Annotated in this window: 13 protein-coding genes and 1 pseudogene; 11 read left to right on the forward strand and 3 right to left on the reverse strand. The window is 46.9% G+C overall.

Annotation, left to right across the window (positions count from 1 at the left end):
* Positions 1-33: 33 nt before the first annotated feature.
* From yddG to BEB54_RS23360, 10 genes are all read left to right on the forward strand, one after another.
* Complete coding sequence (gene yddG / locus BEB54_RS23310; protein WP_105277755.1) at positions 34-915, forward strand: aromatic amino acid efflux DMT transporter YddG; 882 nt, start codon at positions 34-36, stop codon at positions 913-915.
* Between the two features lie 259 nt (positions 916-1,174).
* Positions 1,175-2,275 (forward strand): porin OmpC, encoded by a 1,101-nt coding sequence (gene ompC, locus BEB54_RS23315; RefSeq protein ID WP_000768391.1) that lies wholly within the window; start codon positions 1,175-1,177, stop codon positions 2,273-2,275.
* 169 nt (positions 2,276-2,444) lie between these two features.
* Positions 2,445-3,698, forward strand: a complete 1,254-nt coding sequence (locus BEB54_RS28705; protein WP_123059761.1) for a leucine-rich repeat domain-containing protein — start codon at positions 2,445-2,447, stop codon at positions 3,696-3,698.
* A 61-nt stretch (positions 3,699-3,759) separates the two neighbouring features.
* Positions 3,760-5,010, forward strand: coding sequence for a leucine-rich repeat domain-containing protein (locus BEB54_RS23330; protein ID WP_032184217.1), 1,251 nt, complete (start codon positions 3,760-3,762; stop codon positions 5,008-5,010).
* A gap of 324 nt (positions 5,011-5,334) precedes the next feature.
* On the forward strand, positions 5,335-6,723 hold the full coding sequence (narU, locus tag BEB54_RS23335) for a nitrate/nitrite transporter NarU (RefSeq protein WP_105277757.1): 1,389 nt from the start codon (positions 5,335-5,337) through the stop codon (positions 6,721-6,723).
* A gap of 94 nt (positions 6,724-6,817) precedes the next feature.
* Positions 6,818-10,558, forward strand: coding sequence for a nitrate reductase Z subunit alpha (gene narZ, locus BEB54_RS23340; protein ID WP_105277758.1), 3,741 nt, complete (start codon positions 6,818-6,820; stop codon positions 10,556-10,558).
* On the forward strand, positions 10,555-12,099 hold the full coding sequence (gene narH / locus BEB54_RS23345; RefSeq protein WP_000702558.1) for a nitrate reductase subunit beta: 1,545 nt from the start codon (positions 10,555-10,557) through the stop codon (positions 12,097-12,099). Before narZ ends, narH begins: the two co-directional genes overlap by 4 nt.
* A complete protein-coding gene (gene narW, locus BEB54_RS23350; RefSeq protein WP_001166338.1) occupies positions 12,099-12,794 on the forward strand; it encodes a nitrate reductase molybdenum cofactor assembly chaperone in 696 nt (231 codons plus the stop codon). The genes narH and narW overlap by 1 nt, the downstream gene beginning before the upstream one ends.
* On the forward strand, positions 12,791-13,471 hold the full coding sequence (narI, locus tag BEB54_RS23355; RefSeq protein ID WP_000617115.1) for a respiratory nitrate reductase subunit gamma: 681 nt from the start codon (positions 12,791-12,793) through the stop codon (positions 13,469-13,471). Before narW ends, narI begins: the two co-directional genes overlap by 4 nt.
* A 79-nt stretch (positions 13,472-13,550) precedes the next feature.
* Positions 13,551-14,444, forward strand: a complete 894-nt coding sequence (locus tag BEB54_RS23360) for a PhzF family isomerase (protein WP_105277759.1) — start codon at positions 13,551-13,553, stop codon at positions 14,442-14,444.
* 95 nt (positions 14,445-14,539) lie between these two features.
* Here the strand turns inward: BEB54_RS23360 and nhoA are convergent, their stop codons facing one another.
* Complete coding sequence (gene nhoA / locus BEB54_RS23365) at positions 14,540-15,385, reverse strand: N-hydroxyarylamine O-acetyltransferase (protein WP_032184210.1); 846 nt, start codon at positions 15,383-15,385, stop codon at positions 14,540-14,542.
* Between the two features lie 174 nt (positions 15,386-15,559).
* On the opposite strand from nhoA, the gene BEB54_RS23370 reads away from it, so the two are divergent.
* The gene (locus BEB54_RS23370) at positions 15,560-16,129 is read left to right on the forward strand and encodes a flavin reductase family protein (protein WP_032184209.1); all 570 of its coding nucleotides are present in this window, start codon (positions 15,560-15,562) and stop codon (positions 16,127-16,129) included.
* Positions 16,130-16,520: 391 nt separating this feature from the next.
* On the opposite strand, the gene BEB54_RS23380 is transcribed toward BEB54_RS23370, so the two are convergent.
* Together BEB54_RS23380 and BEB54_RS23385 are read right to left on the reverse strand one after the other, a co-directional pair.
* Positions 16,521-17,156 (reverse strand): hypothetical protein, encoded by a 636-nt coding sequence (locus tag BEB54_RS23380; RefSeq protein WP_032184207.1) that lies wholly within the window; start codon positions 17,154-17,156, stop codon positions 16,521-16,523.
* A gap of 213 nt (positions 17,157-17,369) precedes the next feature.
* Positions 17,370-17,486: pseudogene (locus BEB54_RS23385) on the reverse strand (ISAs1 family transposase); the annotation flags it as partial.

Below are 17,486 nucleotides of genomic sequence, written 5' to 3' on the forward strand. Positions count from 1 at the left end.
ATTTTTAACGGCAAGAGAGACAAAACAGCGAGCATGACACGACAAAAAGCAACGCTCATAGGGCTAATAGCGATCGTCCTGTGGAGCACAATGGTAGGATTGATTCGCGGTGTCAGTGAGGGGCTCGGCCCGGTCGGCGGCGCAGCTGCTATCTATTCATTAAGCGGGCTGCTGTTAATCTTCACGGTTGGATTTCCGCGTATTCGGCAGATCCCGAAAGGCTATTTACTCGCCGGGAGTCTGTTATTCGTCAGCTATGAAATCTGTCTGGCGCTTTCCTTAGGGTATGCGGCGAGCCGTCATCAGGCGATTGAAGTAGGTATGGTGAACTATCTATGGCCCAGTCTGACAATTCTCTTTGCCATTCTGTTTAATGGTCAGAAAACCAACTGGCTGATTGTACCTGGAATATTATTAGCCCTGGTCGGTGTCTGCTGGGTGTTAGGCGGTGACAATGGGTTACACTATGATGAAATCATCAATAATATTACCACCAGTCCATTGAGTTATTTCCTGGCGTTCATTGGCGCTTTTATCTGGGCAGCTTATTGTACAGTAACGAATAAATACGCACGCGGATTTAATGGAATAACCGTTTTTGTCCTGCTAACGGGAGCAAGTCTGTGGGTTTACTATTTTCTCACGCCACAACCAGAAATGGTATTTAGCACACCCGTCATGATTAAACTCATCTCTGCGGCATTTACCTTAGGATTTGCTTACGCTGCGTGGAACGTTGGCATTTTACATGGCAACGTCACCATTATGGCAGTAGGTTCGTATTTTACGCCCGTACTTTCGTCGGCGCTTGCTGCGGTACTGCTTAGTGCTCCGCTATCGTTCTCATTCTGGCAAGGCGCACTGATGGTCTGCGGCGGTTCCCTGCTCTGCTGGCTGGCGACACGTCGTGGATAAAATTATTGTCGGGTCATAGCACCCGGCAGTTAACCCGCTAAATTACGACAATAATAAAAAATAAATTTCAAATACCAGTAATTCACCTTATATCTCATTTCGACTTCGATCACATATCGACAAATAATATTATTTCATCTAGTATTCTCATTGTTTTTAATCACCATTCTATTTTAAAAACAGTATGTCATTTGTAAATGACGCCGTTTAAAATTCGTTTAGAAAATAGGTTTAACGATAATTAAAAGGATACTGTTAAATGAAATTAAAAATAGTTGCGGTGGTTGTAACTGGTTTGTTAGCTGCGAACGTAGCACATGCTGCCGAAGTATATAACAAGGATGGTAATAAACTCGACCTTTATGGCAAGGTTACCGCTCTACGTTATTTTACTGATGATAAGCGTGACGATGGTGATAAAACTTATGCCCGTCTCGGTTTTAAAGGAGAAACGCAAATCAATGATCAAATGATTGGTTTTGGTCACTGGGAATATGATTTTAAAGGCTATAACGATGAAGCCAACGGCTCGCGCGGCAACAAAACCCGCCTTGCCTATGCAGGTTTAAAAATTAGTGAATTTGGCTCTCTGGACTATGGTCGTAACTACGGTGTCGGTTATGACATTGGTTCATGGACCGATATGTTGCCAGAATTTGGTGGCGATACCTGGAGCCAGAAAGATGTCTTCATGACATATCGTACCACTGGTGTGGCAACCTATCGCAACTACGATTTCTTTGGCTTAATTGAAGGGCTGAACTTTGCCGCACAATATCAAGGCAAAAATGAACGCACTGACAACGCTCATCTTTATGGTGCTGACTATACGCGTGCCAATGGTGACGGTTTTGGTATCTCCTCAACTTATGTTTATGATGGTTTTGGGATCGGTGCTGTGTATACCAAATCTGATCGGACAAATGCGCAGGAAAGAGCAGCGGCTAATCCTCTCAATGCCTCCGGTAAGAATGCAGAACTGTGGGCAACAGGTATAAAATATGATGCCAACAACATTTACTTTGCAGCTAATTACGCTGAAACATTAAACATGACCACCTATGGTGATGGTTATATCTCTAACAAAGCACAAAGTTTCGAAGTGGTGGCCCAATATCAATTCGACTTCGGCTTGCGCCCATCACTCGCTTACCTGAAATCAAAAGGCAGAGATCTGGGGCGTTACGGCGATCAGGACATGATTGAGTATATCGACGTTGGTGCAACGTATTTCTTCAACAAAAATATGTCGACCTATGTTGATTATAAAATCAACCTGATCGATGAAAGCGACTTTACCCGTGCCGTAGATATTCGCACCGATAACATCGTCGCAACGGGCATTACCTATCAGTTCTAACATCCTCTCCTGACCAGCCCTTCTCTGGGCTGGTTTTTGATTTAAGTGCTGCTGTATGACTCCTTAAGTAAAAATGAGCAATTTTTGATATTTCTGGTCATTCACCTCAATTAATATTCTTCCATACCCTCCGGGGACATCTTAGTATAATATTTATTGATGAGTGATTATGACCAATATTAATACAGCTTGTGTAAAAAATAATGCCAGTTATCAAGTGAATAACGCATTACCTAACAGAGAAACCATCGCCAGCAATTTTTTTGAACAACTGGCACAATGGGGTGAGAAATCGCTTAATAATGGCGTAGAAAAAAGAACTATTCTAGAGCGAATTAATGAAGCTTACAACTCAAACATGGAATCTCTTAATTTGTCATATCTTGATTTGAGTGAGTTACCGCCTATCCCCCCTACAGTTAAAACATTGAATTTGGAGGGGAATTGTCTAACTTTCCTTGACTTTACCGACAATGCTAGTCTTATCAATATCAACCTCACCTTGAATAATATTGAAACGATAACCTTTCCAAATGAATCAAAACTGGAAAATATTTATATCGATTGCAACAAGCTGGAAAGTTTAGATTTAAAAAATCAGCATTCATTGGTTAATCTGGAAGCGCAAAATAATAATCTAAAAGAAATTAATATTTCTGACAGTTATAAACTGAAATTTCTTAACCTTGATAATAACCAGCTAACATCGCTGGATGTTTCTCAACAAGAATCTCTGATTGAGTTAAGTGCTTGTCACAATATGATCAATGATCTTAAATTACACTATCACCCCATGGTGAAAAAAATCGCTTTAAACGACAACCATATTGCAAATTTAAACGCTAAAAGCACTGCGATACTTGAATATTTAGACTTAAGTAACAACAATTTATTGCCAACAGATAACATTAATGAGTTAATATCATCAAAACATCTTTGGTATTTATCAGTTAACGGTATTAACAATGATCCTATTGCACAAATGCAGTACTGGAATGCAATAATGGATTTAGTTGATAATATTGATGAAGTGACCATTAAGATATCTTATGATCTAGCAATTAAAAATATCGATACTAGTAATAAGCATCTTGTAGAAGTAAGCAAAAATACTGAAGGTGATAATAAAGAAAACAATGATTCAATGTCGATTCGTTACCGTTCAAAACCTTATTTCAGCAATTTAACTTTAACAGAACAAGAAACAACACTTTCTGAAGAAGAATTAAAAGCTATTCTGCCTATGTATCGCGCGTGTCGGTTTGATAACGACACTCCCCTATCCTCATCCTCATCCTCAGAACTCAAGGACGCAACAGGCACCCCTATCTGTTATTACATTTATGATGAGAATAAAACTTCCTTAGGTTATGGACCAACATTTCATAATTGGTTAAGCCAATCCTTTACCACAGAGTTATAAAAAACATCCTGATTAATCAAGGATAATAAATCAAAAAATATATTATTGCCATGGAGTAGTTATGAAGTTTCCTTTAATCTTTTTTAAAACAAAGCAGTCCCTACAGCGACTCCCCGAACAGAATTTATATAGCTGGATGCATGAATTGAATAAATGGAAAGAAAAATGCATAGTCACAGGTGAACTTCATCGTCAAGAATGCCGAAAAGAAGCGGCAGAAAGGATAAACCGTGCTTTTTTGTCGAAGCAGAATGACATTGATTTATCTGGACTTAATTTAACTACTCAACCACCAGGGCTGCAAAACTTCACCTCTATCAATCTTGATGAGAACCAACTCAAACATTTTGATGCAACCAACTACGATAAACTCATCAACCTTAGTCTGAATAGTAATGCTCTTGAGTCTATAAATTTTCCTCAAGGCAGAAATGTAAGCATTAAACATATATCTGTGAATAATAATGCTCTCAGAAATATTGATATAGATGGGCTTTCATCAGTTACTTATTTTAGTGCGGCACATAATCAACTAGAGTTTGTGCAATTAGAATGTTGCGAAAGGCTGCAGTACCTGAATCTCAGCCACAATCAATTAACTGATATTGCTGCAGGAAATAAAGATGAACTCTTACTTCTGGATCTATCCCATAATAAACTAACAAGTTTACATAATGCCTTATTTCCCAACTTGAATACGTTACTTATCAACAACAACTTGCTTTCTGAAATTAAAATATTCTTTAGCAACTTCTGCAATGTACAGACATTAAACGCTGCGAACAATCAGTTGAAAAAAATAAACCTTCATTTCCTGACTTATCTTTCATCTATCAAAAGTTTAAGGCTGGACAATAATAAAATAACCCGCATTGACACTAAGAATACATCCGATATTGGAACTTTATTCCCCATAATAAAACAGAGCAAAAACTTAAATTTTTTAAATGTTTCTGGGAAGAACAATTGCCCTACTATGCAGCTCATGTTATTTAATTTGTTTTCCCCAGCACTTAAGCTTAATACTGGCCTGGCAATTCTTTCGCCTGGTGCATTTGAAGTTCACTCTGACGGAGTAGATGTGGATAACGAATTGTTTCACTATACTTTTAAAGAAGCATACACCCCATATAATATACACACTTATAAAACAGAAGAAGTTGTAAATCAGATGAATATAAAAATTAAAAATATGACCTTAGATGAAATAAACAATACTTACTGTAATAACGATTATTACAATGAGGCGATAAGAGAGGAACCGATAGACTTTCTGGACAGATCGTTTTCCTCCAGCTCATGGCCTTTTTAGTGAATAAATCATCACTAATTCTATAAGTGTCTGGTCTTATTAAGAATATAGTTAATATGCAACCCTTTAGATTCACGATCTGAAGGGTTGAAACATGGCATACGTTCAAAGATTAACCCCCGTTTGAAGGTTAGCCTGTTAGTTACATTTAGTAACACATATCTGTCTGCTTAATCCCCATTCTGCCCCCGCGGTTACACTTTCTTATCTATTCTTTGAATCAGCACTTCACCTAATTCATCCTTAATTCTAATAACTGGCTATTGCGCCTTACCTCCTGTTTTGTCTTTTTTTCATTACCAATGTGTACATGTGAGGAACAATATGGCACTGCAAAATGAGAAAAATAGTCGTTATCTTTTGCGCGACTGGAAACCAGAAAACCCGGCCTTCTGGGAAAATAAAGGAAAGCATATTGCACGAAGAAACCTCTGGATATCAGTCAGTTGTCTACTTCTTGCCTTCTGTGTCTGGATGCTATTTAGCGCAGTTACTGTTAATCTCAATAAAATCGGTTTTAATTTCACTACCGATCAACTCTTTTTATTAACCGCATTACCCTCCGTTTCTGGCGCATTATTGCGTGTCCCCTACTCCTTTATGGTGCCTATATTTGGTGGACGCCGATGGACGGTTTTTAGTACTGCAATCCTGATTATTCCTTGCGTCTGGCTCGGAATTGCCGTGCAGAATCCGAATACTCCTTTTGGGATATTTATCGTTATCGCTTTGCTATGCGGTTTTGCAGGTGCGAACTTTGCTTCGAGCATGGGCAATATCAGTTTCTTCTTCCCAAAAGCCAAACAAGGGAGCGCACTTGGGATTAATGGCGGATTAGGAAACTTAGGTGTAAGTGTGATGCAGCTGGTTGCACCGCTGGTCATTTTTGTACCCGTATTTGCCTTTCTCGGCGTCAATGGCGTACCGCAGGCCGACGGTTCGGTGATGTCGCTGGCGAATGCCGCATGGATTTGGGTGCCATTACTGGCGATTGCCACTATTGCCGCCTGGTTAGGGATGAATGATATCGCCAGTTCACGCGCGTCAATCGCCGATCAATTGCCTGTATTACAACGTCTGCATCTCTGGCTGCTCAGTCTTCTCTATCTCGCCACCTTCGGTTCGTTTATCGGTTTTTCTGCGGGTTTTGCCATGCTGGCGAAAACTCAGTTCCCTGATGTGAATATTCTGCGCCTGGCGTTCTTTGGCCCATTTATTGGTGCCATCGCGCGGTCGGTTGGTGGTGCTATTTCCGATAAATTCGGCGGCGTGCGGGTGACGTTGATCAACTTCATTTTTATGGCGATTTTCAGCGCCCTGCTGTTCCTTACCTTACCGGGCACAGGCTCCGGTAATTTCATCGCATTTTACGCCGTCTTTATGGGGTTGTTTCTGACCGCAGGTCTGGGAAGTGGTTCTACTTTCCAGATGATCGCCGTCATCTTTCGCCAGATAACCATTTATCGGGTGAAGATGAAAGGCGGTAGTGATGAGCAAGCTCAGAGAGAAGCCGTCACCGAAACGGCGGCGGCTCTGGGCTTTATCTCAGCCATTGGCGCAGTGGGCGGCTTTTTCATTCCGCAGGCGTTTGGCATGTCGCTCAATATGACCGGCTCGCCGGTAGGCGCGATGAAAGTGTTTTTAATCTTCTACATCGTTTGTGTGCTGCTGACCTGGCTGGTTTATGGTCGGCGGAAGTTCAGCCAAAAATAAGAAATCGATGCCTGACACGTCTTATCAGGCTACAACCGTGTCGCATCCGACAAGGCATCAGATCCCAATTCATTCCTGGAGCAGGAGTTATGTCATGAGTAAACTTTTGGATCGCTTTCGCTACTTCAAACAAAAGGGCGAAACCTTTGCCGATGGTCACGGACAGGTGATGCATAGCAACCGCGACTGGGAGGACAGCTATCGCCAGCGTTGGCAGTTCGACAAAATCGTGCGTTCCACCCACGGCGTTAACTGTACAGGCTCCTGTAGCTGGAAAATCTACGTTAAAAATGGTCTGGTGACCTGGGAAATCCAACAGACCGACTACCCGCGCACTCGCCCTGACCTGCCCAATCATGAACCTCGCGGCTGCCCGCGTGGCGCAAGTTACTCCTGGTATCTTTACAGCGCTAACCGCCTGAAATACCCGCTCATTCGTAAACGACTGATTGAACTGTGGCGCGAAGCCCTCAAGCAACACAGCGATCCGGTACTGGCGTGGGCATCGATTATGAACGATCCGCAAAAGTGCCTGAGCTACAAACAAGTGCGTGGGCGTGGCGGCTTTATCCGCTCCAACTGGCAGGAGCTAAACCAGTTGATTGCCGCCGCTAACGTCTGGACCATCAAAACTTACGGTCCTGATCGCGTTGCCGGTTTCTCGCCGATTCCGGCGATGTCGATGGTTTCTTACGCCGCCGGAACACGTTATCTGTCGCTGTTAGGTGGCACCTGTTTAAGTTTCTATGACTGGTATTGCGACCTGCCGCCTGCCTCGCCGATGACCTGGGGCGAGCAAACCGACGTGCCAGAATCTGCCGACTGGTATAACTCCAGCTATATCATCGCCTGGGGTTCTAACGTACCGCAAACGCGCACACCAGACGCCCACTTCTTTACCGAAGTACGTTACAAAGGTACCAAAACTATCGCCATTACCCCGGACTACTCTGAAGTAGCCAAATTGTGCGACCAGTGGCTGGCACCGAAACAAGGCACTGATAGCGCCCTGGCAATGGCAATGGGCCATGTGATTTTAAAAGAGTTCCATCTCGATAATCCCAGCGACTACTTTATCAATTACTGCCGCCGCTATAGCGACATGCCGATGCTGGTAATGCTTGAACCGCGCGACGATGGCAGCTACGTTCCCGGACGGATGATCCGTGCATCTGACCTGGTGGATGGGTTGGGCGAAAGCAACAATCCGCAGTGGAAAACCGTAGCAGTTAATACAGCAGGTGAACTGGTGGTGCCGAACGGTTCGATTGGTTTTCGCTGGGGAGAAAAAGGCAAATGGAATCTGGAATCCATTGCCGCCGGTACGGAAACCGAATTGTCGTTAACTCTGCTCGGTCAACATGATGCCGTTGCAGGCGTGGCCTTCCCCTACTTTGGCGGCATTGAAAATCCGCATTTTCGAAGCGTAAAACACAATCCGGTCCTGGTGCGCCAATTGCCCGTTAAAAACCTGACATTAGCCGATGGCAACACCTGTCCGGTCGTCAGCGTTTATGATTTGGTACTGGCGAATTATGGCCTCGATCGCGGGCTGGAAGATGAAAACAGCGCGAAAGATTACGCTGAAATTAAACCTTACACCCCTGCCTGGGGCGAGCAAATTACCGGCGTACCGCGCCAGTATATTGAAACCATCGCCCGTGAATTTGCCGATACCGCCCATAAAACGCATGGGCGCTCGATGATTATCCTCGGTGCTGGCGTCAACCATTGGTATCACATGGACATGAACTACCGTGGGATGATCAACATGCTAATCTTCTGCGGTTGTGTCGGGCAAAGCGGTGGCGGCTGGGCACACTATGTCGGTCAGGAAAAACTGCGCCCGCAAACCGGCTGGTTGCCGCTGGCCTTTGCGCTCGACTGGAACCGACCACCGCGCCAGATGAACTGCACCTCGTTTTTCTACAATCATTCCAGCCAATGGCGCTATGAAAAAGTCTCTGCTCAGGAGTTACTTTCACCGCTCGCCGATGCCAGTAAGTACAGCGGTCATCTGATTGATTTCAACGTTCGCGCCGAACGTATGGGCTGGCTACCTTCTGCGCCGCAGCTGGGGCGTAACCCGCTCGGGATTAAAGCTGAAGCCGACAAGGCCGGATTATCCCCCACAGAATTTACCGCCCAGGCTCTGAAATCGGGCGATTTACGTATGGCCTGCGAACAGCCAGATAGCGGTAGCAATCATCCGCGTAACTTGTTTGTCTGGCGCTCTAACCTGCTTGGCTCCTCCGGCAAAGGTCACGAGTATATGCAGAAGTATTTGCTGGGTACGGAAAGCGGGATTCAGGGTGAGGAACTCGGTGCCAGCGACGGGATCAAACCAGAAGAAGTCGAGTGGCAAACTGCGGCGATTGAAGGCAAGCTCGACCTGCTGGTGACGCTCGACTTCCGTATGTCCAGTACCTGCCTGTTCTCCGATATCGTTCTGCCCACCGCCACCTGGTACGAAAAAGACGATATGAATACCTCAGATATGCATCCGTTTATTCATCCGCTTTCTGCGGCGGTCGATCCGGCGTGGGAATCACGCAGCGACTGGGAAATCTACAAAGGTATTGCCAAAGCATTTTCGCAAGTGTGCGTAGGGCATCTTGGCAAAGAAACCGACGTGGTATTACAACCCCTACTGCATGACTCTCCGGCAGAACTCTCCCAGCCGTGTGAAGTGCTCGACTGGCGCAAAGGCGAATGCGATCTGATCCCGGGTAAAACCGCGCCCAATATTGTAGCGGTGGAACGCGACTACCCTGCTACCTATGATCGCTTTACCTCGCTCGGGCCATTGATGGACAAACTTGGCAACGGCGGTAAAGGGATTTCGTGGAATACCCAGGATGAAATCGATTTCCTCGGCAAACTCAATTACACCAAGCGTGATGGCCCGGCACAGGGGCGACCGCTGATTGACACCGCCATTGACGCATCAGAAGTGATTCTGGCGCTGGCACCGGAAACCAACGGTCATGTTGCAGTCAAAGCGTGGCAGGCGCTGGGCGAGATCACCGGACGCGAACATACCCATCTGGCGCTGCACAAAGAGGACGAAAAGATTCGCTTTCGCGATATTCAGGCGCAGCCACGTAAAATTATCTCCAGCCCCACATGGTCTGGTCTGGAAAGCGATCACGTCTCCTATAACGCGGGATACACCAACGTTCATGAGTTAATTCCGTGGCGCACGCTGTCGGGACGCCAGCAGCTTTATCAGGATCATCCGTGGATGCGTGCCTTTGGTGAAAGTCTGGTGGCTTATCGCCCGCCTATCGACACCCGTAGCGTCAGTGAAATGCGCCAGATACCGCCAAACGGCTTCCCGGAAAGAGCACTTAACTTCCTGACGCCGCATCAGAAATGGGGCATTCACTCAACCTACAGTGAAAACCTGCTAATGCTAACGCTCTCTCGCGGTGGACCGATTGTCTGGATCAGCGAAACCGATGCCCGTGAATTGACCATTGTCGATAACGACTGGGTGGAAGTGTTTAACGCCAACGGCGCGCTGACTGCCCGCGCGGTGGTCAGCCAACGTGTACCGCCGGGTATGACCATGATGTATCACGCTCAGGAACGCATTATGAATATTCCTGGTTCGGAAGTAACCGGCATGCGCGGCGGCATTCATAACTCGGTCACCCGCGTTTGTCCGAAACCAACGCATATGATTGGCGGTTACGCGCAGCTGGCCTGGGGCTTTAACTACTACGGCACCGTCGGCTCGAACCGCGACGAATTCATCATGATCCGCAAGATGAAAAACGTTAACTGGCTCGATGATGAAGGTCGCGATCAGGTACAGGAGGCGAAAAAATGAAAATACGTTCGCAAGTCGGCATGGTGCTTAACCTCGATAAATGTATCGGCTGCCATACCTGTTCGGTGACCTGTAAAAACGTCTGGACCGGACGCGAAGGCATGGAGTACGCATGGTTTAACAACGTCGAAACCAAACCGGGCATTGGTTATCCGAAAAACTGGGAAGATCAGGAAGAGTGGCAAGGCGGCTGGGTGCGTGATGTCAACGGTAAGATCCGCCCGCGTCTGGGCAGCAAAATGGGCGTAATAACCAAAATCTTCGCCAACCCGGTGGTGCCGCAGATTGATGATTACTACGAACCTTTCACCTTCGACTACGAACATTTGCATAGCGCACCGGAAGGCAAACATATCCCTACTGCTCGCCCGCGTTCACTGATTGACGGCAAACGGATGGACAAAGTGATCTGGGGGCCAAACTGGGAAGAATTGTTGGGCGGCGAATTCGAAAAACGCGCCCGTGACCGCAACTTCGAGGCCATGCAAAAGGAGATGTACGGACAGTTTGAAAACACCTTCATGATGTACCTGCCGCGCCTGTGCGAACACTGCCTCAATCCCAGTTGCGTGGCGACCTGCCCAAGCGGCGCTATCTACAAACGCGAAGAAGACGGCATTGTGCTGATCGATCAGGATAAATGCCGTGGCTGGCGTTTGTGCATAAGCGGTTGTCCGTACAAAAAAATCTACTTCAACTGGAAAAGCGGCAAGTCAGAAAAATGCATCTTCTGTTACCCACGAATTGAGTCAGGCCAACCCACCGTGTGCTCAGAAACCTGCGTGGGTCGCATCCGGTATCTGGGCGTGCTGCTTTACGACGCCGACCGCATCGAGGAAGCGGCGAGCACCGAGCGCGAAGTTGACCTCTATGAACGCCAGTGCGAAGTGTTCCTCGATCCGCACGATCCCTCAGTGATCGAAGAAGCCCTGAAACAAGGTATTCCACAAAACGTGATTGAAGCTGCCCAGCGTTCACCAGTCTACAAAATGGCGATGGACTGGAAACTGGCGTTACCGCTGCACCCTGAATACCGCACCCTGCCGATGGTCTGGTACGTTCCTCCGCTGTCACCGATTCAGTCCTATGCAGATGCGGGCGGCTTGCCGAAAAGCGAAGGCGTGCTGCCCGCCATCGAAAGCCTGCGTATTCCGGTGCAATATCTCGCCAATATGTTGAGTGCCGGTGATACCGGTCCGGTACTGCGGGCGCTGAAACGGATGATGGCGATGCGCCACTATATGCGTTCACAAACCGTGGAAGGTGTTACCGATACCCGCGCCATTGACGAAGTAGGCCTGAGCGTCGCCCAGGTCGAAGAGATGTATCGCTACCTCGCCATTGCCAACTATGAAGACCGTTTTGTCATTCCAACCAGTCATCGGGAAATGGCGGGTGATGCCTTCGCAGAACGCAACGGCTGCGGCTTCAGCTTTGGCGACGGTTGCCACGGCTCAGACAGCAAATTCAACCTGTTCAACAGTAGCCGTATCGATGCCATCAACATTACCGAAGTGCGCGATAAAGCGGAGGGAGAATAATGCAGATCCTCAAAGTGATCGGCCTGTTGATGGAGTACCCGGACGAGCTGTTGTGGGAGTGTAAGGACGACGCGCTGGCATTAATCCGCCGCGACGCGTCGATGCTCACCGATTTTGCACTCGACCTGCTCAACGCGCCGCTGCTGGATAAACAGGCCGAATGGTGTGAAGTGTTCGACCGCGGGCGCACCACGTCGCTGCTGCTGTTCGAACATGTTCATGCCGAATCCCGCGATCGAGGCCAGGCAATGGTGGACCTGCTGGCGGAGTATGAAAAGGTCGGTCTGCAACTGGATTGTCGGGAACTGCCCGATTATCTGCCGCTGTACCTGGAGTACTTAAGTGTGCTGCCGGACGATCAGGCAAAAGAAGGCTTGCTCAACGTTGCGCCGATCCTCGCCCTGCTTGGCGGACGCTTAAAACAACGCGAGACACCGTGGTACGCGTTATTTGACGCCCTTTTGCAACTGGCAGGAAGTCCCCTGTCAAGTGACAGTGTCACAAAACAAATTCGTAGTGAAGAGCGTGACGACACCCGCCAGGCGCTGGATGCGGTGTGGGAAGAAGAACAGGTGAAGTTTATTGAAGATAACGCCACGGCGTGTGACAGCTCGCCGCTTAATCAATATCAGCGACGCTTTAGCCAGGATGTCGCGCCGCAGTACGTCGACATCAGTGCGGGAGGTGGGAAATGATTCAGTATCTGAACGTCTTTTTTTACGATATCTACCCATACATTTGTGCGACGGTGTTTTTCCTTGGCAGCTGGCTGCGCTATGACTACGGGCAGTACACCTGGCGCGCCTCCTCGAGCCAGATGCTCGATAAACGCGGGATGGTGATATGGTCGAATCTGTTCCATATCGGCATTTTGGGGATCTTCTTCGGGCACCTGTTCGGCATGTTAACGCCGCACTGGATGTACGCGTGGTTTTTGCCAGTGGCAGCGAAACAACTAATGGCGATGGTGCTCGGCGGTATTTGCGGCGTGTTGACGTTGATTGGTGGTGCAGGACTGCTGTGGCGCAGGCTGACAAATCAGCGTGTGCGTGCTACTTCCACCACGCCGGATATCATCATCATGAGCATATTGCTGATCCAATGTTTGTTGGGGCTAAGTACCATACCGTTTTCAGCACAGTATCCTGATGGTAGCGAAATGATGAAACTGGTGGGTTGGGCGCAAAGTATCGTCACTTTCCGTGGAGGATCGTCAGAAATGCTTAACGGCGTAGCGTTCGTTTTCCGCCTGCATCTGGTATTGGGAATGACCATCTTCCTGCTCTTTCCGTTCACCCGACTGGTGCATGTGTGGAGCGCGCCTTTTGAGTACTTTACTCGTCGGTACCAGATTGTGCGCTCGCGGCGATAATTCTCCCCCTGGCCGGATAGTCCTTCGCTCTCCGGCCACTTGCAGGCTATGATAGTTCTCCAGCCACAGGAGAACGTTAATGAAACCGCAGGTTTATCACGTCGATGCTTTTACCGCTCAACCGTTTCGCGGCAATTCTGCCGGTGTTGTTTTTCCCGCCGATAAACTTAGCGAAGCGCAAATGCAGCTTATCGCCCGCGAATTAGGTCATTCGGAAACTGCTTTTCTGCTGCACTGCGACGACAGCGATGTACACGTTCGATACTTTACGCCAACGGTTGAAGTGCCAATTTGCGGTCACGCAACGGTGGCTGCGCACTATGTGCGTTCAAAGGTATTAGGTTTGGGAAATTGCACGGTCTGGCAAACGTCGCTGGCAGGAAAACATCGCGTGACTATCGAAAAGCACAACGATGATTATCGTATTTCGCTGGAACAAGGTACGCCGGGCTTTGAGCCACCGCTGGAAGGTGAAACACGTGCGGCGATTATCAACGCATTGCATCTTACCGAAGACAATATTCTGCCGGGTTTGCCGATCCAGGTGGCAACCACAGGACACTCAAAAGTGATGATTCCACTGAAACCGGAAGTGGATATCGACGCCCTTTCGCCTGACCTTGCTGCGCTGACCGCAATCAGCATGCAGATTGGCTGCAATGGTTTTTTCCCGTTCCAGATCCGCCCTGGCAAAAATGAAACCGATGGTCGTATGTTCTCACCTGCGATTGGTATTGTGGAAGATCCGGTGACCGGGAATGCCAATGGCCCGATGGGCGCATGGTTGGTACATCACAACTTACTACCCCACGATGGCAGCGTGTTGCGTGTTAAAGGCCATCAGGGGCGCGCACTGGGGCGTGACGGCGTGATTGATGTGACGGTGACAATTCGAGATAACCAACCGGAGAAAGTTACCATTTCCGGCACGGCGGTGATTCTTTTCCATGCTGAATGGGCCATTGATTTTTGATACCGTTGCCTGATGCGCTTCGCTTATCAGGCCTACAACCGGGCTAATGTGGGCCGGTTGTAGGCGTTTACGCCGCATCCGGCCCCTGGCACAAACTATTTCCCCGCCTCCGGATGCGTATCAAACGCCGCCATCACCAACGCCAGTTCATCCACGGTAAAGCCATGCTTTGCGTCACCTACGCCCAGACCAAACTGCTCCTGCATCACGGCATATAACGACGCCACATCCGCTAGATTTCGCTGCTCCACCGCGTGCCCATTTTCATAATGGGTAAAATGAAAATTGGTCAGTGTCAGTTTGCCACCGTCCGGCAAATGGCGGCACATCAGCAAATGATGGCGAAAATGCGATTGCGGCCAGTGCGCAGACCAGAAATTGCCCATTACATAATCGCTTTGTTGCTGCTCGCAGAGATCAAAACGGTACATCGACTGCCAGTGCTGATGATGATTAAACTGCAACACCCAATCATCACCCTCCTGTAACAACCGATACTCTCCGTGTGGCGTGATCTGCACGAGATCGGGAACTAAACGAATCGGCGCGGTTAGCGTCTGTCCACCGAAACCGACATCAGCAATCCATTTTTCCCCTTCCAGTTCCACCAACAACAAACGATGGGTGCGCGGCGGTAATGCTGGCGGATTAGATAACACTACGCGCCCTAACAGACTGCGTACCTGAAAACCCAGCTCGCGTAACACCCGCTCAAACACGCCATTCTGCTCAAAGCAGTAACCACCACGCCGGGCGAGCACCAATTTCTCTTCCAGCGATTGATCATCAAGCTGCATTTCCCTCGGCAGCAGAACATCGAGATTTTCAAATGGAATGGTGCAATTGTGTTTCAGGTGTAATGCACGAAGCGTATCGATATTGACCGCAGCCGCTCCCGACCAGTTAATGCGGGCAAAATAATGATTCAGAATGGGCGTCATCAGGCGTTTCCGTTTGTGGTTTTCTCAATTTATAACCTGGAATAGACGCCGCACCGGCTATTTTGTGCGATCGCGGACATGCATCACGTTCGCAAATCGCCAATCCCGTTAATTTCGTTACTTATTGCGTTACGAGCTACGCTTTTAAAACAACCTTCTTAGCGAGGCGATACCGTGAGCCGATTCATCCCCGTCGAATTACACCATGCCAGCCGTCTGTTAAACCACGGCCCCACAGTTTTGATAACAACTTTTGATGAAAAATCACAGCGACGTAATGTGATGGCTGCGGCCTGGTCGATGCCGGTGGAGTTTGAACCGCCACGCATAGCGATTGTGGTAGATAAATCGACATGGACCAGGGAGTTGATTGAGCGTAACGGTAAATTTGGCATTGTAGTCCCAGGTGTTGCAGCGACTAACTGGACGTGGGCGGTGGGAAGTGTCTCGGGTCGTGAAGAAGATAAATTTAATTGCTATGGCATTCCGGTTGTGAAAGGTCCGGTGCTTGGATTGCCGCTGGTTGAAGAGAAATGTCTGGCATGGATGGAGTGTCGATTGCTACCAGCGACTTCTGCGCAAGAAAAATACGATACGCTATTTGGCGAAGTGGTATCGGCAGCGGCAGACGCACGAGTATTTGTCGAAGGCCGCTGGCAGTTTGATGATGACAAACTCAATACACTACATCATTTAGGTGCTGGCACGTTTGTTACCAGCGGCAAGCGAGTCACCGCGGGATAAAGAATCATATGCAGCAACCAAGTTGCTTAAGCAATTTTCCATATGAGTTAAAAACATATTTTATCTCACGATTGCATATTTTTAGTGAAGATTAATTTATCCTCACCAACATCATAGTAATTGCGTATTATCGCCTCATTGATAAAGCCCTGTTTTGTATAAAATGCGCGGGCGGCACTAAAATCGATATGGCTAGAGATCTCTACTAAAAGTAGTCTTGCGTGATTGGGACAGGTCAAGAAAAAGCAGTTTTGCAGTTTTTTATTTCAGGGCACAGTTGCGAAAATTGAATACCGTATGGACTAATGTGAGAAAATTCCGAGGTATGACTGTTTTGATATAGTGGACAATCAAGCGTCTCGAATTAACAATGAATTTCAGGTGCCAAGCCTTACAATTTGTAGCATGACGGATATAGGACAACATTAGGAAATCGGACAGAAAATTCATTATAATAAAATGACAACTTATCTCTTTCTCTCACGTTCTGTGAAATTTCACAAAAGTATAAACTGAGCCAATATGCCTTTATATATAAAAAATACTCATGTTTATTATTATCGGAAAAAGCCAAGATTTGATTAAGGCCATCAAAAATATCTTTCTCATGATCTATATGTACTCTTGATGATTTTACAATATCTTTTAATTCGCGGTAAATCTTATTAAATAGCGCAACCGATTCACTGTTATTGAATCCATAGTTGATAAAAAGACATGATTTAACATCCGATATTAGTAAGTCGTCATAATCTATCTCAATTCCACACAATTTCACGATATACTCAGCTATAGTATTACTTTGCAAGGACTCAACAACTGACAGTAAAACAGATGGATGCAATAATATTTCAAGAAGACTTCTGTCGATATTTTTATACACATTTATTGCAAATTCATCACTCGTCCCATCGATGATGTCAGATATTAAAAAAAATACATACTCGGGGAGTTCATACCACATATTAATTTTAATAATATCACGACACATATCTTCTAACTGTTGTAATCTATTACCTTTATTCATAACAACCTTAATATTATATGGAATCTTTGGCGGAATCTTCTTACTCCGCGGAATTTTACTAAAGCTTTGTTAGATAAAATATGCGTATCACTGACAGCATGTTATTAATTCACTCTGGTGTTATTTGACAAAAATACCCCCTCCTGTTTTCACCTCTTTGTATTTATGATAATTAAGGGGAGTGCTAATTTAATATAAACACCCAGGGCAAGATTACGAAAGCCCGCTCCCCGCAAGGACTGACGCCAGGTAGTTTCTGTCCATGGCTGCTTTTCGCATCTTACGTCTTAACCCTGCCTTGAATACCTTATCATTCGTCAAAATATTAAT

The organism is Escherichia sp. MOD1-EC6021 (assembly GCF_002965245.1).
In the GTDB taxonomy this organism is placed as follows: domain Bacteria; phylum Pseudomonadota; class Gammaproteobacteria; order Enterobacterales; family Enterobacteriaceae; genus Escherichia; species Escherichia coli_F.